The organism is Phyllobacterium sophorae (assembly GCF_003010965.1).
Lineage (GTDB): Bacteria > Pseudomonadota > Alphaproteobacteria > Rhizobiales > Rhizobiaceae > Phyllobacterium > Phyllobacterium sophorae.
In genome coordinates, this window is record NZ_PGGM01000007.1 from 217,691 (window position 1) to 241,698 (window position 24,008).

At 55.5% G+C, this 24,008-nt stretch carries 25 protein-coding genes; 20 read left to right on the forward strand and 5 right to left on the reverse strand.

Going from position 1 to position 24,008, the window contains the following annotated elements:
- The first annotated feature begins 11 nt into the window (after window positions 1-11).
- Genes CU103_RS16840 through CU103_RS16875 form a run of 8 tightly spaced genes read left to right on the forward strand, consistent with a single transcriptional unit; the run spans window position 12 to window position 5,958 of the window.
- Complete coding sequence (locus tag CU103_RS16840) at window positions 12-1,373, forward strand: pyruvate dehydrogenase complex dihydrolipoamide acetyltransferase (protein WP_106665187.1); 1,362 nt, start codon at window positions 12-14, stop codon at window positions 1,371-1,373.
- A gap of 8 nt (window positions 1,374-1,381) precedes the next feature.
- Window positions 1,382-2,020 carry an SGNH/GDSL hydrolase family protein gene (locus tag CU103_RS16845; protein WP_106665188.1) on the forward strand — a complete coding sequence of 213 codons (639 nt, stop codon included), beginning with the start codon at window positions 1,382-1,384 and terminating at the stop codon, window positions 2,018-2,020.
- Between the two features lie 17 nt (window positions 2,021-2,037).
- Window positions 2,038-3,483 carry a dihydrolipoyl dehydrogenase gene (lpdA, locus tag CU103_RS16850; RefSeq protein ID WP_106665189.1) on the forward strand — a complete coding sequence of 482 codons (1,446 nt, stop codon included), beginning with the start codon at window positions 2,038-2,040 and terminating at the stop codon, window positions 3,481-3,483.
- Between the two features lie 22 nt (window positions 3,484-3,505).
- The gene (locus CU103_RS16855) at window positions 3,506-3,769 is read left to right on the forward strand and encodes a hypothetical protein (RefSeq protein ID WP_483428618.1); all 264 of its coding nucleotides are present in this window, start codon (window positions 3,506-3,508) and stop codon (window positions 3,767-3,769) included.
- 15 nt (window positions 3,770-3,784) lie between these two features.
- A complete protein-coding gene (locus CU103_RS16860; RefSeq protein ID WP_106665190.1) occupies window positions 3,785-4,063 on the forward strand; it encodes a GlsB/YeaQ/YmgE family stress response membrane protein in 279 nt (92 codons plus the stop codon).
- 12 nt (window positions 4,064-4,075) lie between these two features.
- Window positions 4,076-5,041 (forward strand): lipoyl synthase, encoded by a 966-nt coding sequence (gene lipA / locus CU103_RS16865; RefSeq protein ID WP_106665191.1) that lies wholly within the window; start codon window positions 4,076-4,078, stop codon window positions 5,039-5,041.
- 3 nt (window positions 5,042-5,044) lie between these two features.
- A complete protein-coding gene (locus tag CU103_RS16870) occupies window positions 5,045-5,515 on the forward strand; it encodes a type II toxin-antitoxin system RatA family toxin (RefSeq protein WP_106665192.1) in 471 nt (156 codons plus the stop codon).
- Between the two features lie 14 nt (window positions 5,516-5,529).
- A complete protein-coding gene (locus tag CU103_RS16875; protein WP_106665193.1) occupies window positions 5,530-5,958 on the forward strand; it encodes a GNAT family N-acetyltransferase in 429 nt (142 codons plus the stop codon).
- Here the strand turns inward: CU103_RS16875 and CU103_RS16880 are convergent.
- Both CU103_RS16880 and CU103_RS16885 read right to left on the reverse strand, forming a co-directional pair.
- Window positions 5,946-6,452, reverse strand: coding sequence for a CinA family protein (locus tag CU103_RS16880; RefSeq protein ID WP_106665194.1), 507 nt, complete (start codon window positions 6,450-6,452; stop codon window positions 5,946-5,948). The two genes, CU103_RS16875 and CU103_RS16880, sit on opposite strands and share 13 nt — an antisense overlap.
- Window positions 6,449-7,642: a bifunctional 2-C-methyl-D-erythritol 4-phosphate cytidylyltransferase/2-C-methyl-D-erythritol 2,4-cyclodiphosphate synthase gene (locus CU103_RS16885; RefSeq protein WP_106665195.1), complete on the reverse strand. Its 1,194-nt coding sequence runs from the start codon at window positions 7,640-7,642 to the stop codon at window positions 6,449-6,451. The genes CU103_RS16880 and CU103_RS16885 overlap by 4 nt, the downstream gene beginning before the upstream one ends.
- 204 nt (window positions 7,643-7,846) lie before the next feature.
- Between CU103_RS16885 and dusB the strand changes: the two genes are divergently transcribed.
- The 4 genes from dusB to CU103_RS16905 all read left to right on the forward strand — a co-directional run bounded on the left by dusB (window position 7,847) and on the right by CU103_RS16905 (window position 12,119).
- Entirely contained in the window at window positions 7,847-8,842 is a 996-nt protein-coding gene (gene dusB / locus CU103_RS16890; protein WP_106665196.1) for a tRNA dihydrouridine synthase DusB, read from the forward strand.
- Entirely contained in the window at window positions 8,842-9,996 is a 1,155-nt protein-coding gene (locus tag CU103_RS16895; RefSeq protein ID WP_106665197.1) for a two-component system sensor histidine kinase NtrB, read from the forward strand. The genes dusB and CU103_RS16895 overlap by 1 nt, the downstream gene beginning before the upstream one ends.
- A gap of 2 nt (window positions 9,997-9,998) precedes the next feature.
- The gene (gene ntrC, locus CU103_RS16900) at window positions 9,999-11,459 is read left to right on the forward strand and encodes a nitrogen regulation protein NR(I) (protein ID WP_106665198.1); all 1,461 of its coding nucleotides are present in this window, start codon (window positions 9,999-10,001) and stop codon (window positions 11,457-11,459) included.
- A 183-nt stretch (window positions 11,460-11,642) separates the two neighbouring features.
- Complete coding sequence (locus tag CU103_RS16905; RefSeq protein ID WP_106665199.1) at window positions 11,643-12,119, forward strand: YfbU family protein; 477 nt, start codon at window positions 11,643-11,645, stop codon at window positions 12,117-12,119.
- Window positions 12,120-12,183: 64 nt separating this feature from the next.
- Here CU103_RS16905 and CU103_RS16910 read toward each other — a convergent pair whose 3' ends face one another.
- Window positions 12,184-12,693 carry a DUF1993 domain-containing protein gene (locus tag CU103_RS16910; RefSeq protein WP_106665200.1) on the reverse strand — a complete coding sequence of 170 codons (510 nt, stop codon included), beginning with the start codon at window positions 12,691-12,693 and terminating at the stop codon, window positions 12,184-12,186.
- A gap of 213 nt (window positions 12,694-12,906) precedes the next feature.
- Window positions 12,907-13,260: a DUF1428 domain-containing protein gene (locus tag CU103_RS16915; protein ID WP_106665201.1), complete on the reverse strand. Its 354-nt coding sequence runs from the start codon at window positions 13,258-13,260 to the stop codon at window positions 12,907-12,909.
- A gap of 251 nt (window positions 13,261-13,511) precedes the next feature.
- Between CU103_RS16915 and CU103_RS16920 the strand changes: the two genes are divergently transcribed.
- From CU103_RS16920 to hflX, 8 genes are all read left to right on the forward strand, one after another.
- The gene (locus tag CU103_RS16920) at window positions 13,512-15,776 is read left to right on the forward strand and encodes a sensor histidine kinase NtrY-like (RefSeq protein WP_106665202.1); all 2,265 of its coding nucleotides are present in this window, start codon (window positions 13,512-13,514) and stop codon (window positions 15,774-15,776) included.
- Window positions 15,777-17,138, forward strand: a complete 1,362-nt coding sequence (ntrX, locus tag CU103_RS16925) for a nitrogen assimilation response regulator NtrX (protein ID WP_106665203.1) — start codon at window positions 15,777-15,779, stop codon at window positions 17,136-17,138.
- Window positions 17,139-17,145: 7 nt separating this feature from the next.
- Complete coding sequence (trkA, locus tag CU103_RS16930) at window positions 17,146-18,522, forward strand: Trk system potassium transporter TrkA (RefSeq protein ID WP_106665204.1); 1,377 nt, start codon at window positions 17,146-17,148, stop codon at window positions 18,520-18,522.
- A gap of 19 nt (window positions 18,523-18,541) precedes the next feature.
- Window positions 18,542-19,306, forward strand: coding sequence for an MBL fold metallo-hydrolase (locus CU103_RS16935; protein ID WP_106665205.1), 765 nt, complete (start codon window positions 18,542-18,544; stop codon window positions 19,304-19,306).
- Between the two features lie 8 nt (window positions 19,307-19,314).
- Window positions 19,315-20,418, forward strand: coding sequence for a lactonase family protein (locus CU103_RS16940; protein ID WP_162707088.1), 1,104 nt, complete (start codon window positions 19,315-19,317; stop codon window positions 20,416-20,418).
- Between the two features lie 11 nt (window positions 20,419-20,429).
- The gene (locus CU103_RS16945) at window positions 20,430-21,296 is read left to right on the forward strand and encodes a D-amino-acid transaminase (protein WP_106665207.1); all 867 of its coding nucleotides are present in this window, start codon (window positions 20,430-20,432) and stop codon (window positions 21,294-21,296) included.
- Between the two features lie 122 nt (window positions 21,297-21,418).
- Window positions 21,419-21,658, forward strand: a complete 240-nt coding sequence (hfq, locus tag CU103_RS16950) for an RNA chaperone Hfq (RefSeq protein WP_008129219.1) — start codon at window positions 21,419-21,421, stop codon at window positions 21,656-21,658.
- A gap of 50 nt (window positions 21,659-21,708) precedes the next feature.
- Window positions 21,709-23,079, forward strand: coding sequence for a GTPase HflX (gene hflX, locus CU103_RS16955; protein WP_245448844.1), 1,371 nt, complete (start codon window positions 21,709-21,711; stop codon window positions 23,077-23,079).
- A gap of 20 nt (window positions 23,080-23,099) precedes the next feature.
- Here the strand turns inward: hflX and mazG are convergent, their stop codons facing one another.
- On the reverse strand, window positions 23,100-23,921 hold the full coding sequence (mazG, locus tag CU103_RS16960; protein WP_106665209.1) for a nucleoside triphosphate pyrophosphohydrolase: 822 nt from the start codon (window positions 23,919-23,921) through the stop codon (window positions 23,100-23,102).
- Between the last annotated feature and the right edge of the window lie 87 nt (window positions 23,922-24,008).

A 24,008-nucleotide genomic window follows, 5' to 3' on the forward strand; every position in this document is an offset into this window, starting at 1 on the left:
AGGAAACCGATATGCCGATTAATATCACCATGCCGGCGCTTTCTCCCACGATGGAAGAAGGCAATCTTGCCAAATGGCTCGTCAAGGAAGGCGATAAGGTTGGGCCCGGCGATGTCATCGCCGAGATCGAAACCGACAAGGCAACGATGGAGGTCGAAGCGGTCGATGAAGGTACCGTTGCCAAAATCGTGGTCCCCGCGGGTACCGAAGGTGTCAAGGTCAACGCACTGATCGCTATTCTGGCGGGCGAGGGCGAAGATGCGGCAGCCGCTGCCAAGGGCGGCGCCGATGCGGCTCCGGCCAAAGCCGCAGCACCAAAGGAAGAAGCGAAGGCCGATGCCGCTCCCGCTGCACCAAAGCCTGAAACGCCAAAGTCAGAAACAACTCCGGCACCGGTAGCATCTTCTGCACCCGCCAAGGCGGGCGATCGCCCGTTCTCTTCACCTTTGGCGCGTCGTATCGCCAAGGATGCTGGAATTGATCTTGCCGCTGTTGCAGGTTCTGGGCCGCATGGCCGCGTCATCAAGAAGGACGTTGAAGCCGCGATTGCCGGCGGTGGCGCTAAAGCAGCACCGGCTGCAGCCGCCTCTGCTCCAGCGGCCACACCTTCGGCACCAAAACCCATGTCCGATGACGCCGTGCTGAAGCTGTTCGAGGACGGCTCGTACGAACTCGTGCCGCACGATGGCATGCGCAAGACTATCGCAAAGCGCTTGCTCGAGGCCAAATCGACTGTTCCGCATTTCTATCTGACGCTTGATTGCGAGCTTGATGCATTGCTGGAATTGAGGGCACAGATCAACGCCGCCTCACCGATGCGCAAGACCGAGAAGGGCGACGTTCCAGCCTATAAGCTTTCCGTCAACGATATGATCATCAAAGCCATGGCGCTGGCGTTACGCGATGTTCCGGAAGCGAACGTTTCCTGGACAGATGCCAATATGGTCAAGCACAAACATTCCGATGTGGGTGTAGCCGTGTCGATTCCAGGTGGACTTATCACGCCGATCATCCGCAAAGCCGAGCAGAAGACACTTTCCACCATTTCCAATGAAATGAAGGACCTTGCCAAGCGCGCCCGTGATCGCAAGTTGAAGCCCGAGGAATATCAGGGCGGCACCACGGCGGTCTCCAATCTCGGCATGTTCGGCGTCAAGGACTTCGCTGCGATCATCAACCCGCCACATGCAACGATCCTTGCGGTCGGTGCAGGCGAGGAGCGGGCAGTCGTCAAGAAAGGTGAAATCAAGGTTGCGACCGTCATGTCAGTGACGCTTTCGACAGATCACCGTGCGGTTGATGGTGCACTGGGCGCAGAACTCGCACAGGCCTTCAAACGGCATATCGAAAACCCGATGGGCATGCTGGTCTAAGAAGCGACATGAAAACCGTCCTTTGTTATGGCGACTCGCTGACTTGGGGTTATATCCCTGATGGATCGGGTCGCCATGCATTCAGGGATCGTTGGCCGCAGGTGCTTCAAGCGGAGCTCGGTGACGGCGTTCATGTCATCGCCGACGGTCTGAATGGTCGAGCGACTGCCTATGACGATCATTTGTCAGGATTTGAACGCAATGCGGCCAAGACGCTGACGACGGCACTTGGCACGCATTTCCCGCTTGACCTGGTCATTATCATGCTTGGCACCAACGACATGAAACATGTGCTCTGCGGCAATGCTTTTGGTTCCAAGCGGGGTATGCAACGGTTGATCGAAATCGTTCGCACGGTGCCTTATCAGTTCGGCGCCAAGGCACCGGCAGTACTGATCATGTCGCCACCACCTCTGGGCGGGGATGGTGGCGAAGAATTCAAGTTGATTTTTGAAGGCGGCATTGAACAGTCCCACTTATTAGCCGGCTTCTATAACAATGCAGCTTTGCTTGCGGGATGCGCGTTTTTTGACGCGGGTGCCGTCGCTACAACGTCATCCATTGATGGCGTACATCTTGATGCAGAAAATACACGGGCAATCGGCAAAGCGATTGCACCCATCGTTCGAGACATACTTGATCTTTAATTAGGAGGACCCAGGTCTTGGCCAATAATTACGACGTGATCATCATTGGTTCGGGCCCTGGTGGCTACGTTACCGCCATTCGCTCCGCCCAACTTGGGTTCAAGACAGCGATAGTCGAGCGCGAACACCTTGGCGGCATTTGCCTCAATTGGGGTTGCATTCCGACGAAAGCGCTGTTGCGCTCTGCGGAAATACTCCATTATGGCCAGCACGCGAAGGATTATGGGCTGACCATCGAAGGCAAGATCTCTGCCGATGTCAAAGCTGTCGTGCAACGTTCGCGTGGCGTGTCCGCCCGTCTCAATGCCGGCATTGGCTTCCTGATGAAGAAGAACAAGGTCGATGTGATCTGGGGTGAGGCCAAACTGTCCAAGCCAGGCGAGATCATTGTCGCCAAGACGTCAAAGAAGCCCATGGAGCCGCAAAATCCACTGCCCAAGAATGCGCTGGGTGAGGGTACTTATTCGGCTAAGCATATTATCGTTGCGACCGGTGCCCGACCGCGTGCTCTGCCCGGCATTGAGCCGGATGGCAAGCTCATCTGGACTTATTTCGAGGCCATGGTGCCGCCGGAAATGCCAAAATCCCTGGTTGTGATGGGATCGGGGGCGATCGGCATTGAATTTGCCTCGTTCTACCGCACAATGGGTGCCGAAGTAACGGTTGTCGAGTTGCTGCCGACCGTCATGCCGGTTGAAGACGCTGAAATATCTGCGATCGCCCGCAAGCAATTTGAAAAGCAGGGTATGAAGATCATCACCGATGCCAAGGTGACAAAAGTCGAGAAAGCCGCCAATTCGATTACTGCCCATATCGAGACCAAGGACGGCAAGGTCGAGAAGATCACCGCCGACCGGCTGATTTCCGCGGTTGGCGTTCAGGGTAACATCGAGAATCTCGGACTTGAGGCGCTGGGGGTAAAGACTGATCGCGGATGCATCGTCATCGATGGTTACGGAAAAACCAACGTGCCGGGTATCTACGCGATCGGCGATGTCGCTGGCCCACCCATGCTGGCGCACAAGGCCGAGCATGAAGGCGTTATCTGCGTCGAGAAGATCGCCAACCTGCCGGGCGTCCATCCGATGGAAAAGGACAAGATCCCAGGCTGCACCTATTGCCATCCGCAGGTTGCTTCGGTCGGACTTACAGAAGCAAAGGCTAAGGAAAATGGCCGTGAAATCCGCGTCGGTCGTTTCCAGTTCGCAGCGAATGGCAAGGCGATCGCGCTCGGTGAAGATCAGGGTCTTGTCAAGACAATCTTCGACAAGAAGACTGGCCAGCTGATCGGTGCGCATATGGTTGGAGCCGAAGTCACCGAACTTATTCAGGGGTTTGTCGTGGCCATGAACCTCGAAACCACTGAAGAAGAACTCATGCATACGGTCTTCCCGCACCCCACCTTGTCGGAAATGATGAAGGAAAGTGTGCTGGATGCTTATGGCCGCGTGCTGAACGCCTGATCCCGAAAGGAACGCAGACTCATTGTTCACCATCAAGGATAGCAGACCCTGGATCAGCCTTTCCTGGCTAATCCTCAAATGGTCGACAATCGTCGGCCTCTTGGTCGGGTTCGTGCCTTCCGCCTTGAGTCTGCTTTCGGGTAACACCATATCCGTCAATGGAATTGCGATCGTTGGTTGGACCGGTGTCTGGATTGTGACTGTTGCCTGCGGGTTGGGTGGTTTTCTTTTCGGTGCTATATGGGCTCTGGTGCTGCGCGCCATAGCGATTGCATCAGGGCGCTAGCGAGGGGAGAAAATGATGGATCAGTCAGTCGGCATCATGGGTATGCCAGGCGTCGGTTTCTTTGGAATGCTGCTCGTTGGCTTTATTGCCGGCTATATCGCAGAGAAAGCAATGAAGCGTGACCATGGCCTCCTCACCAACATTATCGTCGGCATTGCTGGCTCTTTTGTCGGTGGTACGCTAGCTGATCTGCTGAATTTTAATTTCTACGGATTTCTTGGAAATCTGATTGTTGCGACGGCGGGCGCAATCCTCATTCTTTGGATCTTTGGCAAGTCCAGAGCTGCAAGCTAGGATAGTTTAGTTATGGTAACGGTACTCGACACGATCGATCAAAAGCGCCGCCTCCGTCATCCGGAGAAAGCACACCGACCCGATTCGGAGATTCTGAAAAAGCCGGACTGGATTCGCGTCAAGGCGCCCGTGTCAAAAGGGTATTCGGAGACACGCGAAATCGTGCGGTCTCACAATCTCGTTACCGTCTGTGAAGAGGCCGGCTGCCCCAATATTGGCGAGTGCTGGGACAAGAAGCACGCGACATTCATGATTATGGGCGAGATTTGCACGCGCGCTTGTGCATTCTGCAATGTTGCTACTGGTCTGCCCACAGCACTTGATCCCAACGAGCCCGAAAACGTTGGCAAGGCTGTAAAGAAGATGGGCCTGTCGCATGTGGTCATCACCTCAGTCGATCGTGACGATCTTGGCGATGGCGGCGCGCAGCATTTTGCCGATGTTATCCACGCGATCCGCCGGATTTCGCCCGGAACAACCATTGAGATCCTGACGCCCGACTTCCTGCGCAAGGAAGGCGCGTTGGAAATTGTTGTGGCTGCTCGCCCCGACGTTTTCAATCACAATCTTGAGACCGTTCCGTCCAACTACCTGAAGGTTCGTCCGGGTGCACGCTACTTCCATTCCATTCGCCTGTTACAGCGCGTAAAGGAGATCGATCCGACGATTTTTACGAAGTCGGGCATTATGGTCGGGCTTGGCGAAGAGCGAAACGAAGTTCTGCAACTGATGGACGATTTGCGGTCGGCAGACGTGGATTTCATGACCATCGGCCAGTACTTGCAGCCGACGCGCAAACACCATCCAGTCCTCAATTATGTGACGCCCGACGAGTTTAAGTCCTACGCGACGATTGCCAAGACGAAGGGCTTCCTCGTTGTCGCTTCGAGCCCGTTGACGCGTTCGTCACATCATGCCGGCGAGGATTTCGCTAAGTTGAAGGCGGCACGCGAGGCGCTGCACGCTGGCCGCGCCTGACCAATGCCGAAATTTGAAACGAGCCGTCCTGTGGTGCACCGGGCCGAGCAGATGTTCGATCTGGTCGCAGACGTCGAAAGCTATCCGCAATTCCTGCCGATGTGTGAGAGCCTGAAGGTCCGATCCCGTAAGGAAAGCCACGGAAAGACCCTATTGGTTGCCGACATGACCGTGGGCTACAAACTGATCCGCGAGACATTCACCAGCCAGGTGCTGCTGAAGCCGGAAGAAAAAGTCATTTTGACCAAGTATATCGATGGACCATTCCGCTACCTCGATAACCGCTGGCAATTTGTACCAGATGTCAATCCGGATCATTCCACGGTGAAATTCTACATCGACTATGAGTTCAAGAGCCGAACCCTCGGATTTCTTATGGGTTCGATGTTTGATATCGCTTTTCGAAAGTTCACCGAGGCATTTGAAAAACGCGCCGACACAATCTATGGCAAGGGCGAGAAATCACCGGCCTGAAGGACGACCTGGCGATGAAACACGAGAATCCAGATTATCTGCTTCACATCGGAACACCTTCCGTCGAAGACTATCGACGTTTGCGTGAAGTTTCCGGATTGAGCCCAAAAAGCCAGCATGCCGCGGAAAAAGGCCTACCCAACACGATCTTCGCCGCAACGATTATCTATCACGCGGAAACGGTAGCGATGGGGCGAATTGTCGGGGATGATGGCTGTTTCTACCAGATTGTCGATATCGCCGTTGATCCCGCCCATCAAGGCAAGGGACTTGGAAAGATCGTTGTTGCGAGTCTGGTTGATTTTGTACAGGCGGAAGCGCCAGATGGTGCTTATGTCAGCCTGATTGCCGACGGCCCTGCAAGATATCTTTACGCGAAGTTTGGTTTCGAGCCTGTCTCGCCTGAATCGATTGGCATGGCACTTCGCATTCAACGTTCCTGATCATCTGACAACGCTTTCAGAATCATATCCAGTGCCGCATTGACCGCGGCATTGCGGATCGAAGCGCGGCCGTGGTCGTCGAAGATATGGCATATCGCTACTGGGGGCTTTCCCTTGAGCGCCAGCCCAAACCAGACGAGCCCGACGGGTTTTGTTTCCGTGCCACCGCCGGGCCCTGCGATACCGGTGGCAGAGACAGCGACGCTGGCGCGCGAATGGGTGAGGGCGCCTGCAGCCATGGCAAGCGCAACCTCCTGCGATACTGCGCCGTGTGCTGCGATCAATTCTGGCGGGACACCGAGCATTTCGTGCTTGGCATCGTTGGAATAGGTGACGAAACCGCGATCAACGACGTCGGACGAGCCGCCAATATCTGTCAGGGAAGCTGCAATCAAACCTCCGGTGCAGGACTCCGCCGTAGCGAGCAGAATACCTTTGTGCCGGCAAGCCTCAAGCACAGCTATTGCCTTGGTTTCTGCAATAAGACCACTCATTCCGGCAGGCCTCCCGGATAGATTACGGAAGCCGTTGCGATCGCCGCGATGCCTTCCTTGCGTCCAATAAAGCCGAGTTTTTCGTTCGTTGTTGCCTTGATGGAAATGCGGTCGGGGGAAATACCCAGCATCTTCGACAGCGCCGCCGTCATCGCTTCGCGGTGCGGCCCAACTCTTGGCGCTTCGCAGATCAGCGTGATATCGGCATTGGCGATCCGCCCGCCAGCTTCCTTGACGATCTTCACCGCATGTTCAACGAATATATGCGACGCGGCACCTTTCCATTGCGGGTCGGATGGCGGAAAATGTGTGCCGATGTCGCCAGCGCCGCGCGTCGCCAGCAGGGCATCGGTCAATGCATGCAGCGCGACGTCAGCATCGGAATGTCCGGCCAGCTTGCAATCATGTTCGATGAAGACACCGGCAAGCATCACGCCCTTGCCCGGTTCGAATGCATGCACGTCATAGCCGTTTCCGGTTCGCACATCCGGGTAGGCGGAAAGCTTCTGTGACAGACGATCATCGGCCATATCGATATCCTTTGCCCAGGTCAGTTTCGTGTTGTCGGCCGATCCTTCGACGATCCGGACCGGCAGGCCATGCCATTCTGCGATAGCTGAATCGTCGGTGAAATCGGAGCGGCCTGCGGCGAACGCGGCATCATGCGCAGCAAGGATCGGCACAAATGGAAATGCCTGGGGCGTCTGTGCAGCATAGAGCCCGGCGCGCGGGACGGTGGCGCTAACCATCGCATCATGGCCCGCCGCTTTTAGAGTATCCGAAACAGCAAGCACGGGCAGGACGCCAATATGCGGCGTAAGATTGAAAATAACCCGTTCCAGAAGGTCAGCCGAAATAAAGGGGCGGACCCCATCGTGAATCAACACGTGGTCCGGCGCGATTTCCTTGAGCGCCAAAAGTCCCAGGCGGGTCGATTCCTGGCGAGTAGGTCCACCCGTTACAGAAATAACGCTGGATAAGCAGCCTTCGGCGGCTTGAACAAACAATGCCTCGTCTTCCTTGTGGATGACGACAACGACATGATCTATCAGCGGACAATCAAGAAATGCGCGCAATGTATGCGCCAGAACGGCTTCCCCACCGATCTTGCGATATTGCTTTGGTCCCTCAACGCTTTGGCCCGCGCGTTCTCCACGTCCGGCCGCCACAATGACGGCGGCTACCCGCATTTGTTTGTCACTAGTCTTACCCGGCACAATTCTCTCCGTCGCATCGAACTGCGTTACCCTTTGCCAAGCCGAAAGACCAGAGGTTTAAGACAGCCGGAGGTCGAAATCTGGTCAATCAACGACGCTCTCTGCCTTGCGAAGAGGCACGATCCTGTCTAAAGGATAGGCTATTGTAAAATTGCATACGAAACAGGCAGACCGAGCGTGATAGAACTTGACCAACCATTGGAAGTAGGCGGTGTGCTGTTGCGCAACCGGGTATTTCTGGCGCCGATGTCGGGCGTTTCCGACCTGCCATTCCGGCAATTGGCTTGGCAGGCAGGTGCCGGCATGGTCGTCTCTGAAATGGTTGCGAGCGCCGAACTCTGTACGCGTGAACGTGGAAATCTGTTGCGCCTGAAAGGCAATGGGCTCGGCACTCATGTCGTGCAAATTGCCGGACGCGAAGCCCGTTGGATGGCGGAAGCCGCGCGCATTTCCGAAGGCGAAGGCGCGCATATCATCGATATCAACATGGGTTGCCCCGCCAAGAAGGTCACTGGTGGCCTGTCAGGCTCGGCGCTGATGCGCGATCTCGATCACGCGCTGACGCTGATCGAGGCGACAATTGGGGCCGTAAAGGTCCCAGTGACGCTGAAAATGCGGCTTGGCTGGGATGATGCCACAATCAACGCGCCGGAACTTGCCGCCCGGGCGGAGCAGGCGGGTGCACGGATGGTCACGGTTCACGGCCGGACACGGTGCCAGTTTTACGAGGGCAAGGCCGATTGGAATGCCATTCGCGCTGTCAAGAACGCAATCTCCATACCGCTTGTTGCAAACGGCGACGTGTTGGACCGGGAGGATGCAATTTCGATTCTCGAGGCGTCGGGCGCCGATGCAGTGATGGTCGGGCGTGGCTCCTATGGCCAGCCTTGGCTGCCAGGAACGATCGCCCGCGGCATCGGGGAGGGAACCAACGACGTGATCGCCGACTATGCGGTCGCGCACTACGAAGCGATGCTCGCGCATTATGGCGAGTCCACCGGAATTCGTCATGCCCGCAAGCACCTCGGCTGGTACCTGGAAATGCATGGTGTCGATATCAGCCCTGCCGAGCGCGGTTCGATCATGACCGAAATCAATCCGCGTCAGGTGGCAAGGCGTCTCCACGCTGCGCTATCCAGAGCGCATGCCGATGACATCAAGAAGGTAGCGTAATGACAGCTCCAGACAATCCCATACTGGAAGACCGGTTGGCAGGCATTGTCCTGAATTCTATACGGCATCCCGTCATCATGCTTGATGATGCAGGGTATATCTCCTATGCCAACGCCGATGCCGAGGCTTTTTTCCGGTCGAGCGCCAGCATTTTGAGCCGAAATACACTCGACATGCTGCTGCCATTCGGCAGCCCGTTGCTGGCGCTCGTGAAGCAGGTGCGTGAAAACCCGTCTCCAGTCAACGAATACCGCGTCGATGTTTCGTCGCCGCGGCTCGGTCAGGACCGGATCGTTGATCTCTATGTAACTCCGGTCAACGAATCTCCCGGATCGATTGTCATTCTTTTCAAGGAACGGTCCATGGCTGAAAAGCTGGACCGGCAGATGACGCATCGCGGTGCCGCGCGTTCCGTCACAGGTCTTGCTTCCATGTTGGCGCATGAAATCAAGAACCCGTTATCCGGCATTCGTGGCGCCGCGCAGTTGCTCGAAACCGGCTTGAATGACGACGACCGGGCCCTGACGCGGCTGATTACCGATGAAACGGATCGGATTGTTTCGCTCGTGGATCGGATGGAAGTCTTTTCCGACGAACGACCGATCGAACGCGAAGCGGTAAATATCCACGTGGTGCTCGACCACGTCAAAGCAATCGCCAAGAACGGCTTTGCGAGTCATATCAAATTTCATGAGGATTATGACCCGTCGCTGCCATATGTCTTCGCAAATCGTGACCAGCTGGTGCAGATCTTCCTCAATCTGGTAAAGAATGCCGCCGAGTCCATCGGCTCAAATGAGCCAGGTGAAATCACGCTATCGACCGCGTTCCGCCCGGGCATCCGCCTTTCGATTCCGGGCATGCGCAATCGCGTCTCGCTGCCGCTGGAGTTCACTGTCCAGGATACGGGCGCTGGCGTGTCGCCCGATATCATGCCGCATCTGTTTGATCCCTTCGTGACGACCAAGCCAAATGGTTCAGGGCTTGGCCTTGCGCTCGTTGCCAAGATTGTCGGAGACCACGGCGGCGTCATCGAATGCGATTCAGTGCCGCGCAAGACGACATTCAGAATTCTCATGCCTGCCTGGCAGAGTGGTCCGCTTGATGATGCTCATGCAGACGAAAATCCATATTCCAAGAAAGCAGGATCCTGATCATGAGTTTGGGCAGCATACTCGTCGCGGATGACGACGCGGCAATCAGAACAGTTCTTAATCAGGCGCTTTCCCGTGCTGGCTATGACGTGCGGATTACTTCGAATGCAGCCACCCTTTGGCGTTGGATATCGGCCGGAGATGGCGATCTGGTGATCACCGATGTGGTGATGCCCGATGAAAACGCCTTTGATCTTTTGCCACGCATCAAGAAATCCCGCCCCGACCTTCCAGTGATTGTCATGAGTGCGCAAAATACCTTCATGACTGCCATCCGTGCATCGGAAGCAGGGGCCTATGAGTATCTTCCGAAGCCATTCGACCTGACGGAACTCGTCAGTATTGTCGGTCGCGCACTATCGGAACCCAAGAAGAAGCCGGAAAAGTGGGCCGCTGACGAACAGCCGGACACCATGCCACTCGTTGGACGTTCACCGGCAATGCAAGACATCTATCGTGTTCTTGCCCGCATGATGCAGACGGACCTCACGGTGATGATCTCCGGCGAATCCGGTACCGGCAAGGAACTCGTGGCGCGGGCGCTGCATGAATACGGGCGCCGGCGCAAAGGCCCGTTCGTCGCCATCAACATGGCCGCAATCCCGCGCGATCTGATCGAATCCGAATTGTTCGGCCATGAACGGGGTGCCTTCACCGGCGCGCAGAACCGTTCGAGCGGACGCTTTGAACAGGCGGACGGTGGAACGCTGTTCCTCGATGAAATCGGTGATATGCCGATGGAGGCACAGACCCGGCTGCTGCGCGTGCTGCAGCAGGGCGAATACATGACCGTTGGAGGCCGTACGCCAATCAAGACCGATGTTCGCATCGTTGCTGCGACGAACAAGGATTTGCGTACACTGATCAATCAGGGGCTGTTTCGCGAAGATCTCTATTACCGCCTGAATGTGGTGCCACTGCGTCTGCCGCCGCTGCGTGAGCGCGGCGAGGATATTCCGGATCTCGTCCGGCACTTCTTCAAGATGGCGGCAAAGGATGGCCTGCCTGAAAAGCGCATCACTGCCGACGGCCTCGATCTCATGCGCCGCTATCCATGGGCCGGCAATGTGCGCGAGCTGGAAAATCTTGTCCGTCGGTTGGCTGCGCTTTATCCGCAAGAAGAAATCAACGCTGAGGTTATTGAAGCCGAACTGAAAGCCGACCTGCGACCAAACGAGCCATCATCAAGCTCGATGACCAATGAAGATGTGACGATTGCTCAATCTGTCGAACTGAACATGCAGCGCTACTTCCTGTCCTATGGGGAGGAGCTCCCACCGGCAGGCCTCTATCAGCGTGTGCTTGAGGAGGTTGAATATCCGTTGATCCTTTCATGCCTGACGGCAACGCACGGCAATCAGATCAAGGCCGCCGAACTGCTGGGGCTCAATCGCAACACGCTTCGAAAGAAAATCCGCGAGCTGGGTGTCAATATCTACAAGAGCACCAAAAGCGAGCGATAATTCGAGGAACCACAAGCAACCATTTCTCGGAGCCTGCTATTTCGCTGTTTGCAAAAGGTAAAATTGTAACAAGCGCAATACAATCTTCTTAAGATGAATGTGTGTAAAGTAACACCCAGAAATCCCGTGAATTATTGCAAGAGACATGGCGTCTGTCGCAACCATATCATACGGAGGTGAACAGTGTTTAGCTTTGCGGAACGTTTAGTATTGTTTAACCAATACGAAATCTTGAAGAAACTTGATCCTGACAAGACCGACCTATACGAGCGGCACCAGGAAGTCGTAGAGAAGGGTTTCGAGAGTCTCTACGAGGACCTTGGGATTTCGGCGACCACGCTAAGCAAAGCGGCTGCGCAGGAAATGGATGACATCCTTGCGTTATTCCGGGCGATCAAAGCTTCCAGCAGTCCCGGGTCAAGCAGCAACAGCACCCGTAACACACAGTTCGTCGGCTTTGGCCCGAGCCAGCCTAACAAGCACTTCGCTTATGCTGACTTTCTCAGCAACATTCTCAAGTTTCCGCAGGATATTTCCAACCGCGCCGACAATCGGCCGGAGCTGCAGTTGGAAAAGTACCGCACGATGCTGAAGCGTTGGAATGAAATGGGGAGGAAGAACGAGCTGTCTGCGGATCAGATTGAACATCTGGTTGCTTAGCCCGGTAACGATCGGCAAATTGACCGCGGTTGGTCGTCGACCGCGGTCGCAGTGCGGTTATAGGTTAGCCAAGCGAACCGATGTAGTCGAGCTTTCCGACCTGAATGCCATTGTGACGCAAGATATTTTGAGCCGTTGTCACGTGGAAATAGAAGTTCGGCAGAGCGAATTTCAGAACATATTCTTCACCGCTCAAAGTCACTTTTAGCTGGCCGGCACTCAGCGTAACCTCCTTGGTATCGCTGCCGTCGAGGGCCGATTGTCCAACACTTTCAAGAAATGCGACAGTGTTGGCAATACGTTGCCGCAGTTCGGCAAAACTTGCCTCCTCATCGGGAAATTTGGGCACTTCGATCGTCGTGAGACGCCCGATCGTCGCTTTCGACGTGTCGCTGGCGCGCTGAATCTGACCGGAAAACGGCAGCATATCCGGCGCAAGGCGGGCGCTGAATAGAACCGCGGGACTGATCTTTTTCTCCGCTGTGAACGCCTCTGCCTTATCAATCAATGTTGAGAGAACCGAAAAGCCGCGGATAAACGCCGGGACTGAAATTTTGTGCATGGAAAGTGACATAGAAGGCTCCACTAAAGCATTTGGCGGGTTTCTGAAATAGCAACCTGACGAGGCGCTCCGACCGCTGTTGTCGTCCTGCGCAAATACGCCGCCGCTCCGCTTTTTCAAGGGGCGTGTGGAAATGTTATTCGCATCACATGGACGGCCGGGAAGAAATCGCTCCGTGGCCGGAGTGATTTCTTATGGTTGCCATGTTTGCCGGAATTGCTGACCCTACAGTTCCAGGAATGCGTTGAAGCCGCCGTAGATCATGCGTTTGCCGTCGAAGGGCATGTCCGACACGCCACCCTTCAGGCGCGGATCTTCCATGACCTTTGCATTTATCGCATCGCGCTGCTCACGCGATTCATAAGTGATCCATGAGAATATCACGATCTCATCGTCCTTGGCCTGGACGGCGCGCGGGAAGGAAGTTAGTTCACCGTAGGGTACGTCATCACCAATGCATTCGACGTACGATAGCGCACCATATTCTTTCCAAATATCCCCAGCTTTGCGCGCCAGCTCCTTATAGGCATCAATCTTGTTCTTGGGCACCGCGAGCACGAAACCGTCAACATAAGGCATAGTCGCTTCCTCCAGACGATACTGACAAATGAGATCCAAGGCTTGTTAAGGATGGCATTGCCTGTGATTTCGCGCATAGACTACACCGATTGCCGGTTTAGGCGAACCCTTCTCACTCATGCCGAAAGAATTCTGTGGCGGTCGCCACGGCCCATCTAAATTGTTGAACATTCGCCTAGCGCAACGACAAAACGTTGCATTTCCGCCACAATGTGTTGCATGAGTGCCACGTGGCTGGAATCACACAAGCGATGCTCTTATCAAACTCGGTCAATCTGTTTGGGACTTCAGGGTCTGGCGCTGGTGGCGGCAGCAACCAGAGGTTTTATTCGCGGATAGGTATTGCAACCGTTGTTCTGGCATTGCTGACCACCGGCGTCACTTTTTTCATCCTGACTGGGATGACGCCAATCGTCCCCGATAGCCGGATTACCCTGCTGCTGACAAGCATCAATGCGGTCTTGATCATAGCGTTGATTGCCCTGATTGCCCGGGAGATTTTCCGCATTGCCCAAGCTCGAAGTAGGGGTAAGGCAGCGTCGCGTCTGCATGTACGTCTTGTTGTTCTTTTTTCGCTGGTTGCCGCTGTTCCGGCATTGATCGTCGCCATCGTTGCTTCGATTACTCTTGATCTTGGTCTCGATCGATGGTTCGAGATGCGGACAACGACGATCGTCAATTCATCCATCAACCTCGCCAATTCATATATCCAGGAAAGTGCCCGCAACCTGCAGGGCACGACGCTTGAGATGGTCAATGACCTCGATGGACAACGAACACTATATAACCTCGATCGCAGCGGCTTCACCCGGCTGGTGACACAACAGGCGATCGGCCGGGGTCTTATCAGCGCCGCCCTTATCAGGCCGAACGGAGAAACCGCGGTACGGGCAGATATCAAAACCGATATCAAGATACCGGCCGTGGCGAAGTCTGTGCTCGATACGGCCGCTGATGGCAAACCCGTACTTATCCCGCCGGAGAGAACAAATCTGCTCAGTGCGGTAATCAAGCTGCGAGAAATTCCAGGGCTTTTTCTCTATGCAGTCAGACCCGTGGATGCCGACATCCTCAGTTCCAGCCGTGTAATGGAAAGGCGGGCAGAGGAGGCGCAGAAGGCCGATGGTAACGGGATTACAACCCAGATCCTTTTTGCGCTGCTCTATTTTGGCCTTACCCTGACGTTGCTGTTGTCGGCTATCTGGACCGGCATTGCGGTCGCCGACCGCCTTGTCCGCCCCATCCGGTTGCTGATTGGTGCAGCGGACGATGTGGCGACGGGCAACCTTGATGTCTCGGTCCCCGTCCGCCGCTCCGATGGTGACGTTGGCTCACTGTCGCAAACCTTCAACACCATGGTTCGGCAACTGAGCACGCAACGCAGTGACCTCGTCGCGGCCAAGGATCAGATCGACGAGCGGAGGCGGTTTTCCGAAGCGGTGCTGTCGGGTGTGACTGCTGGCGTCATCAGTGTGAATGGCGATGGAGCGATTGGCATCATCAACCGCTCCGCTGAGACAATGCTCTCGCTCGATCCCGCAGCGGTGGTGGGCAAGAACCTCACCGCCCTTGTGCCCGAAATCGGACTTGTCTTCGAGGTCGCGCACGCCACGGGGAGGTCTGTCTATCGCGAGCAGGTCACCATGTCACGACGTGGCAGTGCCCGCACTTTCAATGTACAGATCACCTTGGAAGACGCTGATTCGATTGAGCATTCCTATGTCGTGACCGTGGATGACATTACCGATCTGGTTGAAGCGCAGCGCTCGTCGGCATGGGCCGACGTGGCCCGGCGCATTGCTCATGAGATCAAGAATCCGTTGACCCCCATTCAGCTATCCGCTGAACGTTTGCGCCGGCGGTATGGCAAAGTGATCACCGAGGACCGCGAAGTTTTTGAACAGTGCACGGATACCATAATTCGCCAGGTCGGAGATATTGGCCGCATGGTTGACGAGTTCTCATCATTCGCGCGTATGCCAAAGCCGGAAATCAAACCGGTGGATTTGCGTGAAGCCCTGCGGGAGGCCTCTTTTCTGGTCGAAGTAAGCCGAAGCGATATCCGTTTTGAACGGGACTTCGGCGACGCACCGTTGATCGGCCAGTTTGACAGCCGACTATTGGGACAGGCATTTGGAAACGTTATCAAGAATGCCGCTGAATCTGTTGATTCCATTGTAAAAGAGGGTCACACCGACGGGCATATTCTCGTCCGTTCCAGACGAGATGCTGACACGCTCATTGTAGAGATTCTCGACAACGGCAAGGGATTGCCGCGCGAACACAGGCAGCGTCTGCTGGAACCCTATATGACGACGCGGGACAAAGGGACGGGTCTCGGCCTTGCTATCGTCAAGAAGATTGTCGAGGACCACGCTGGAAACCTCGAATTGCATGATGCGCCTGACGACTTTTATGGAGGACGGGGCGCAATGATCCGCATGACTTTTCCGACCACACACACCTCCTCAGAGGTCAGCGAAAATACCGATAACTCGGCAAAACAGGTGAACTAAATGGCATCTGACATTCTTGTCGTCGACGATGAAGTCGACATCCGCGAGCTTGTTGCAGGAATTCTGAGTGACGAAGGTTACGAGACTCGGGTTGCATCGGACGCAGACAGCGCCCTTGCGGCGATCGACGACCGCATTCCCCGGCTGATCTTCCTCGATATCTGGATGCAGGGCAGCCGTCTCGACGGCCTGGCACTGCTCGATGAGATCAAACTTCGCCATCCCGAAGTTCCGGTTGTCATGATTTCCGGTCACGGCAACATCGAAACCGCGGTTTCGGCGATCCGCCGTGGCGCCTATGATTTCATTGAAAAGCCTTTCAAGGCCGACCGGTTGATTCTGATCGCCGAGCGCGCTCTGGAGACCTCGAAACTCCGGCGCGAAGTGTCTGATTTGCGCAAACGGTCCAGCGAAAGCTTCGAGCTTCTGGGGACGTCGCTTTCGATGAATCACCTTCGCCAGACCATTGAACGCGTGGCACCGACCAACAGCCGCATCATGATTACCGGGCCGTCTGGAGCAGGCAAGGAGCTAACGGCGCGGGCCATTCATGCGCTGTCGGGTCGTGCCAAGGGCCCGTTCGTCAATTTGAACGCCGCGACGATCACGCCTGAACGCATGGAAGTCGAGCTGTTCGGTACGGAGTCGGATGGCGGCGAGCGCAAGGTCGGTGCGCTGGAAGAGGCCCATGGCGGCATTCTTTACCTCAACGAAATTGCTGATATGCCGCGGGAGACGCAAAACAAGATCTTGCGTGTGTTGGTGGATCAGCAGTTTGAACGGGTGGGTGGCACCAAACGCGTGAAGGTGGACGTCCGTATCATCTCCTCCACAGCCCAAAACCTTGAAGCAATGATTGCCGAAGGCCGATTCCGCGAAGATTTGTTCCACCGCCTCGCGGTCGTTCCGGTGATTGTACCGCCATTGGCGGATCGCCGTGATGATATCCCCGCCCTTGTCGAGTTCTTCATGGGCCAGATCGCTGACCAGGCAGGCATCAAACCGCGCAAGATCGGTCCCGATGCCATGGCGGTGCTGCAATCACATTCATGGCCGGGTAATATCCGTCAATTGCGCAACAATATCGAACGGCTGATCATTCTGGCTCGCGGCGATGATCCCGAGGCTGTGATTACGGCTGATCTCCTGCCTGCGGAAATTGGCGATACGTTGCCGAAAGCGCCCACGGAATCCGATCAGCACATCATGGCGTTGCCATTGCGTGAGGCGCGTGAACGCTTCGAGAAGGAGTATCTGATTGCCCAGATCAATCGTTTCGGCGGAAACATCTCGCGTACCGCCGAATTCGTTGGTATGGAACGTTCAGCACTACACCGGAAGCTGAAATCCCTCGGGGTATAATTACAATATGCGGGTGATCATCTGCGGCGCAGGACAGGTCGGCTACGGCATAGCGGAGCGTCTCGCCGCGGAAGATAACGATATTTCCGTGATAGATACATCGCCGGAACTCATCCAGGCTGTGCGCGATACACTGGACGTACGCGGCTTCGTCGGCCACGGGGCCCATCCGGATGTGCTGGCGGCGGCAGGCGCCGATCAAGCCGACATGATCATCGCCGCCACACTGTATGATGAGGTCAACATCGTTGCCTGCGAAGTTGCACACGCATTGTTCAACGTTCCTACCAAGATTGCCCGCATCCGCGCTCAAGCCTACCTGCATTCGCACTATCAGGATTTGTTCTCGCGAGATCACATGCCGATCGACGTCATCATTTCGCCAGAGCTTGAAGTTGGTGAAATGGTGTTGCGCCGCATAGCCCTTCCAGGTGCCAGCGACGTGGTGCGCTTCGCCAATGATGAGATCGTCGTACTTGGCGTGGAATGCCTGGACGATTGTCCATTGATCAACACGCCACTGCTTCAGCTGACTGAACTATTTCCAGACCTGCCGGCTACAGTCATGGCAATCATTCGCAACGACGAATTGCTTATACCCGGTTCCAGCGACCAGATGAGGGCAGGCGATATTGCCTATGTCGCCACGACCAAACTGCAGGTTCAGCGCACTCTTGCACTCTTTGGTCATGAGGAGCCGGAGGCAAAGCGCATCATTATCGCTGGGGGCGGCAATATTGGCTTCTACGTTGCACAGACAATCGAGGCAAGGCAGCCAAGAACCAAAGTCAAGGTCATCGAGTCAAGTCTCAAGCGCGCCAACGTGATCGCGGACGACCTTCGCAATTCTCTGGTGTTGCACGGCAGCGCACTCGACCAAAAGCTGCTGATCGAGGCCGAAATTCAAGATGCGGACCTGTTGGTGGCATTAACCAATGACGATCAGGTCAACCTGCTCGCCGCAGTCATGGCCAAGCGTCTCGGTTGCCAGGCAAACCTCGTGCTCATCAACAATCCGGACTATCTGGATTTGAGCAAGTCGCTTGGCATAGACGCGCATATCAGTCCACGCGCCGTGACAATTTCGCGCGTGCTCCAGCATGTGCGCCGTGGACGCATTCGCGCCGTTCACAGTGTGCAGAAGGGCAGGGCGGAGATTATTGAAGCTGAGGCATTGGAGACGTCACCAATGGTCGGTGCGTCACTGCGCGACCTCGATTTACCTCCCGGATTGCGAATTGGAGCGATCTACCGCAGCGGCGAAGTTATCAAACCGGACGGCAATGTGCGTATTAAGCCGAAGGATCGTGTGGTACTTTTCGCCACGTCCGAAACCGTCAAGCAGGTGGAACAGATGTTCCGCGTCAGCCTCGAATTTTTCTGATCAATAGCGAGATCCGACTATGAAATTGCAACTCCTTCGCAATGCAACGCTGAAACTCGACTATGCAGGATCTATGATCCTGATCGACCCGGATTTTGGACCAAAGCACAGCCGGCCGTCCTTTACGGGCCGGTCGCCCAATCCCATGACGGAACTGCCGGTTGCTACCGGCGACATTCTTGCCGGTGTCGAGATCGTGATCGTTTCCCATCTCCATGCGGATCATTTCGATAAAGTTGCGCAGGACCTTGTTCCCAAGCACCTGCCGCTCATTTGCCAGCCGGGGGATGAGGAGAAAATCAGATCGTTTGGATTCACCGGCGTGACCCCGCTGATCGATGAACTGACGGTCAACGGCATCCGCCTGAAACGCCGTGAAGGCAACCACGGTTCAGGAGCTGTCCTTGACAAGATGGGGCAGGTCATGGGCTTCACGATCGAAGCCGATGGCGAACCCTCAATCTATTGGGCCGGGGACACGATACTTTATCCTCCGGTAACGCAGACAATCGAAGCCGTAAGTCCGGATATCATCGTCACCCATTCCTGCGGCGCAAAATGGGATGACATCCTGATCGTCATGGACGCCGAACAGACCGTCGAGGTTTGCCGCATTGCTCCGGAGAAAACAAAAATCATCGCAACGCATATGGAGGCGCTGGACCATGCGACGGTCACACGCAACGATCTCCAGACCTATGCGAACACACTCAAGATCGCTAAGCATAGACTCATCATTCCCCACGATGGAGAGACTCTCCATCTCACAGCTCCGAATTCATGAGATCACCCATGTCAAAAACATTCGCTTTTGTCGGCAACCAGAATCGCAACGCCTTGCCCGGTGAGGGAAAGGGCATCAGCGTCTTTCATTTTAATGATCAGACTGGCGATCTGACGCTCGCAAGTGAATATCTCCCAATCGACAATCCGGGGTATCTTGCGATTGACGAGAAGCGCCGGCGTCTCTACGCCGCCGTTGAAATTCCTGCATGGAATGAAAATCTGGCGGTTGCCTTCGACATCGATCCGGCGACAGGGACATTATCCTACATCAACATGCAGCCGACCTTGGGCAATACCACATGCCATCTCGGTTTCGACCAGACTGGCACGTTGATATTTGCATCCAACTACACCGTAGCGGAATTGGGTGCACGTCCGGGTAACGCGGTCGCCGCATTTGCCATCCGTTCTGATGGCGGACTTGATCCAGCTTTCGCCACTGCAGCTCATGAAGGCAAGAACGCCATCCTGCCAACAGAGAGGCGCCAACACGGTCATTGCGCCGTTGTGAGCCCCGACAATCGCTATGTTTTCGTCTGCGATCTCGGTCTCGACCGGATCATGGCCTATAGACAGCCGGCCAAGGGTGAAAGTCTTGCTCTTGCCGCAACGCCGTTTACTCAATTGCCCGATGGTGCCGGCCCGCGGCATATGACATTCCATCCCAACGGTAAAATTGCCTATGTCATCAATGAGTTGAACAGCACCGTTTCAGTTTTGCATTACAATTCGGCAACCGCTGCGTTAACGATCTCCCAGACACTGCCAACCCTGCCGGATGGTTTCACGGGCACAAATACCTGTGCGGAGATTGCCGTCAGTGCTGATGGCCGCTTTCTCTATGGCTCCAATCGCGGCCACAACAGTATCGTCAGTTACGCGATTGCAGAGACCGGAGCGATTTCATTGATGGGCTGGACGTCCTCCCAGGGCCTGGGCCCGCGCAATTTTACCATTGACCCATCTGGCAGGTTCATGTTGGTCGCCAATCAGAAGGGCGGCGGCATTGCCATCTTCAAACGCGATATCGAGACCGGAACGCTTGAGGACTCTGGCAAGCGTATTGCGCTTCAATCGCCGATGCGCATCGTTTTCGGAACGTTCGAGTAGGAGTGAAGGCAATGTCCCGCATCGCCTATGTAAACGGCCGGTACGTCCCGCACTCCGAAGCCGGCATCCACATCGAAGATCGCGGCTATCAGTTCGCAGACGGCGTCTATGAGGTTTGCGAGATCGCCCGCGGTAATATCATGGATATGACGCGCCATCTCGATCGTCTCGGCCGTTCGCTTTCCGAATTGAGAATCGCCTGGCCGATGGAGCGCAAGGCCCTGCAGGCGGTGATCCGGGAAGTCGTGCGCAGGAATAGGGTACGCAACGGTCTGGTCTACCTTCAGGTTACTCGCGGCGTCGCCAAGCGCGATCACATCTTTCCATCGGCGGACACGCCCCCATCCATCGTCATCACTGCGAAGCGTACCGACCCCGCTGCTTCGGCGGCCAGGGCGGCAACAGGCATTAAAGTGATTACCGTGCCGGAAAACCGGTGGGAGCGCGTCGACATCAAGTCGATCGGTCTCTTGCCTAATGTGCTTGCCCGCCAGCAAGCGAAGGAGGAGGGGGCGCAGGAAGCCTGGTTTATCGATCCCGACGGCACGGTCAAGGAAGGTGCGGCCACCAATGCGTGGATTGTCACCAAGGACGGTGTTCTTGTCACAAGACCCGCGGAGAGCGGAATCTTGCGCGGCATCACACGCACGACTATTTTCGACGTGGCAAAAAATTTGGGATTGAAGATCGAGGAACGGGGATTTTCAGTGGACGAGGCCAGACAAGCGAAAGAGGTTTTCATGACGGCAGCGACCACGGTCGTAATGCCAATCGTTGCGATTGACGGCGAATCGGTAGCAAATGGCCACCCTGGAACAACTACACTTTCCTTGCGAGAAGCGTTTTTTGACATTGCGGAAAAAACGCCATCCTGTTAACCGGAGAGTGAGGGGACTAACAGAGCGGTATTTTTCACCTCCTGCTGGAGCAGAGAAGATTTGCTTCCGCCGCAGAATTTTGTATGAGACACGTTTGCTGATCGCATAAAAGGACAAAAACAATGGCTGAACGATCGCAGAATCTTCAGGACCTTTTTCTGAATTCAGTCAGAAAACAGAAGATTTCTCTGACAATTTTCCTCATTAATGGTGTGAAATTGACCGGAATTGTCACGTCTTTCGACAATTTCTGTGTGCTTTTGCGCCGTGACGGCCATTCACAGCTCGTCTATAAACATGCTATTTCGACCATCATGCCGAGCCAACCCGTGCAGATGTTCGAAGTTGAAGAGAGCGACTGAGACAAAATTTGACAAGAGAACCGAGGCGTAACGCACAAAAAACTGGCGCAATTGCCGAAAATGGCGAAACCGCCAGGGAACCGACGCGCGCTCTTGTCATCGTGCCGATCTTGCCGCAACGCTTCAATGACGGCGGCAAGACCGACGAAAATAACCGCCCCAAATACCAGCATGAGTTCCAGCGCAGTGACGAAGCCAGGCTTGAAGAGGCCGAGGGTCTTGCACGAGCCATCGACCTCGATATCGTTCATTCGGACATCGTACAGGTCTCCGCGCCGCGGCCCGCAACATTGCTGGGGACAGGCAAAGTCGAATCCATTGCCGAGATTATCGAGGCTTCGCACGCAGAATTGGTGATCGTCGATCATTCGCTGACGCCGGTGCAGCAGCGCAATCTTGAAAAGGAATGGAATGCGAAGGTTCTCGACAGGACCGGGCTCATTCTTGAAATATTCGGACGGCGCGCCCAGACGAAGGAGGGTGCTCTCCAGGTCGAACTGGCGCATCTGACCTATCAGAAGGGCCGTCTGGTCCGCAGTTGGACCCACCTGGAACGCCAGCGTGGCGGTGGCGGCTTCCTTGGCGGTCCCGGTGAAACCCAGATCGAGGCAGACAGGCGCGCTTTGCAGGAAAAGATACTGCGCATCAAACGCGAACTCGAAACGGTGGTGCGAACACGTACGCTGCACAGAGCCAAGCGCAAGAAAGTGCCGCATCCGGTCGTCGCGCTCGTCGGCTACACGAATGCCGGTAAATCCACGCTCTTCAACCGTTTGACCGGAGCAGGGGTCGTTGCCGAAGATATGCTCTTCGCGACGCTGGACCCAACCTTGCGGCGCATCAAGCTTGAACACGGCGAAACGATCATCCTTTCCGATACGGTTGGTTTCATTTCGAATCTGCCAACGCATTTGGTCGCCGCGTTCCGGGCAACGCTGGAAGAGGTCGTCGAGGCCGATCTCATCCTGCATGTGCGCGATATTTCCGACCCCGATACCGCCGCACAGGCCGAAGACGTACACGCGATCATGAACAGCCTCGGGATTGAACGCGGCGATGCGAAACGCATTATCGAAGTCTGGAACAAGATTGACTTGCTCGATGCTGCCGGCCGCGAGGCGGCTCAGCGCCTTAGCGCGGCCGCCACTGGCGACGAACATCCCATTCCGGTTTCAGCCATGACGGGCGAGGGTATCGACGCCCTCCTAAAAGAGATTGAAGACCGGATTGCCGGCAAGCTGACGAAGGTCAAGATCACGCTGCAGCATAATCAAATGCGCCTGATGGATTGGATCTATCAGCATTCGAGCAACGTAAAGCGCAAAGACCTCGACGACGGTTCGATAACGCTGTCCATGGACATGACAGTCAGTTCGCAGGCAATGCTCGATGAGAAAATAGTGAGCAAAAGCAACAGGTAAGCCACCTATTGCGACGGCCTCTATTTCGTTTTCTTGGCTTCCTGCCATAAAGCTTCCATTTCGTCGAGCGTTGCCGCATCCAGCGATTGTTCCTGTTCGGCCAATTTGCGCTCGATATAGTGAAAGCGTTTCCGGAACTTCTCGTTCGTGCCGCGCAGGGCGCTTTCCGGTTCGAGCTTCAGATGCCTGCCGAGATTGACCAGGGCGAATAGCAGATCGCCATATTCTTCTTCAGTGTCTTGCTGATTGCCGCTGGCGATTGCTTCTTTCAACTCTCCGATTTCTTCCTCGATCTTGTCGAGGATCGGTCCGGCCTCCGACCAGTCGAAACCGACTTTCGCTGCTTTCTGCTGCAGCTTCAAGGCGCGCATCAAAGCGGGAAAGCCGTGCGGTATATCATCGAGGAAGCCATCTGCTTCAGCCAGGCCGAGATTGAGTGCCGCCCGGCGCTCACGGCGTTCAGCTTTTTCCTCTGCCTTGATCTTGTCCCACATGCCCTTGGCCAAGCCAGCGCCGCGTGCGGCTTGCTCGCCAAAGACGTGGGGATGCCGGCGGATCATCTTATGGGTGATGGCCTGTACCACATCGCCGAAATCGAAAGCCTTGAGCTCCTCGGCCATGCGCGCGTGAAATACGACCTGCAACAACAGATCGCCAAGTTCTTCGCGCAGATCATCGATATCGTTGCGCTCGATCGCATCAATAACCTCAAACGCTTCCTCGAGCGTGTACGGCGCGATGGATTTGAAATCCTGCTCCAGATCCCACGGACAGCCGGTAACCGGGGTCCGGAGTGCGGTCATGATATCAAGTAGACGGGTAATGTCGCGTGAGGGTTTCATGAGCGAATACTAGGCCAGGTCAGCAGTGGCGAACATGATGGAGGGAAGCGGCTGCAGACTTGTCCACAACATCCATACAACAATCGC

Coding starts and splice junctions, on each gene's coding strand:
- CU103_RS16840 (WP_106665187.1), top strand. CDS start 12: ATGCCGATTAATATCACCATGCCGGCGCTTTCTCCCACGATGGAAGAA.
- CU103_RS16845 (WP_106665188.1), top strand. CDS start 1,382: ATGAAAACCGTCCTTTGTTATGGCGACTCGCTGACTTGGGGTTATATC.
- CU103_RS16860 (WP_106665190.1), top strand. CDS start 3,785: ATGGATCAGTCAGTCGGCATCATGGGTATGCCAGGCGTCGGTTTCTTT.
- lipA (WP_106665191.1), top strand. CDS start 4,076: ATGGTAACGGTACTCGACACGATCGATCAAAAGCGCCGCCTCCGTCAT.
- CU103_RS16870 (WP_106665192.1), top strand. CDS start 5,045: ATGCCGAAATTTGAAACGAGCCGTCCTGTGGTGCACCGGGCCGAGCAG.
- CU103_RS16875 (WP_106665193.1), top strand. CDS start 5,530: ATGAAACACGAGAATCCAGATTATCTGCTTCACATCGGAACACCTTCC.
- CU103_RS16880 (WP_106665194.1), bottom strand. CDS start 6,452: ATGAGTGGTCTTATTGCAGAAACCAAGGCAATAGCTGTGCTTGAGGCT.
- CU103_RS16885 (WP_106665195.1), bottom strand. CDS start 7,642: ATGCGGGTAGCCGCCGTCATTGTGGCGGCCGGACGTGGAGAACGCGCG.
- CU103_RS16895 (WP_106665197.1), top strand. CDS start 8,842: ATGACAGCTCCAGACAATCCCATACTGGAAGACCGGTTGGCAGGCATT.
- ntrC (WP_106665198.1), top strand. CDS start 9,999: ATGAGTTTGGGCAGCATACTCGTCGCGGATGACGACGCGGCAATCAGA.
- CU103_RS16910 (WP_106665200.1), bottom strand. CDS start 12,693: ATGTCACTTTCCATGCACAAAATTTCAGTCCCGGCGTTTATCCGCGGC.
- CU103_RS16915 (WP_106665201.1), bottom strand. CDS start 13,260: ATGCCTTATGTTGACGGTTTCGTGCTCGCGGTGCCCAAGAACAAGATT.
- CU103_RS16920 (WP_106665202.1), top strand. CDS start 13,512: ATGCTCTTATCAAACTCGGTCAATCTGTTTGGGACTTCAGGGTCTGGC.
- ntrX (WP_106665203.1), top strand. CDS start 15,777: ATGGCATCTGACATTCTTGTCGTCGACGATGAAGTCGACATCCGCGAG.
- trkA (WP_106665204.1), top strand. CDS start 17,146: ATGCGGGTGATCATCTGCGGCGCAGGACAGGTCGGCTACGGCATAGCG.
- CU103_RS16935 (WP_106665205.1), top strand. CDS start 18,542: ATGAAATTGCAACTCCTTCGCAATGCAACGCTGAAACTCGACTATGCA.
- CU103_RS16940 (WP_162707088.1), top strand. CDS start 19,315: ATGTCAAAAACATTCGCTTTTGTCGGCAACCAGAATCGCAACGCCTTG.
- CU103_RS16945 (WP_106665207.1), top strand. CDS start 20,430: ATGTCCCGCATCGCCTATGTAAACGGCCGGTACGTCCCGCACTCCGAA.
- hfq (WP_008129219.1), top strand. CDS start 21,419: ATGGCTGAACGATCGCAGAATCTTCAGGACCTTTTTCTGAATTCAGTC.
- mazG (WP_106665209.1), bottom strand. CDS start 23,921: ATGAAACCCTCACGCGACATTACCCGTCTACTTGATATCATGACCGCA.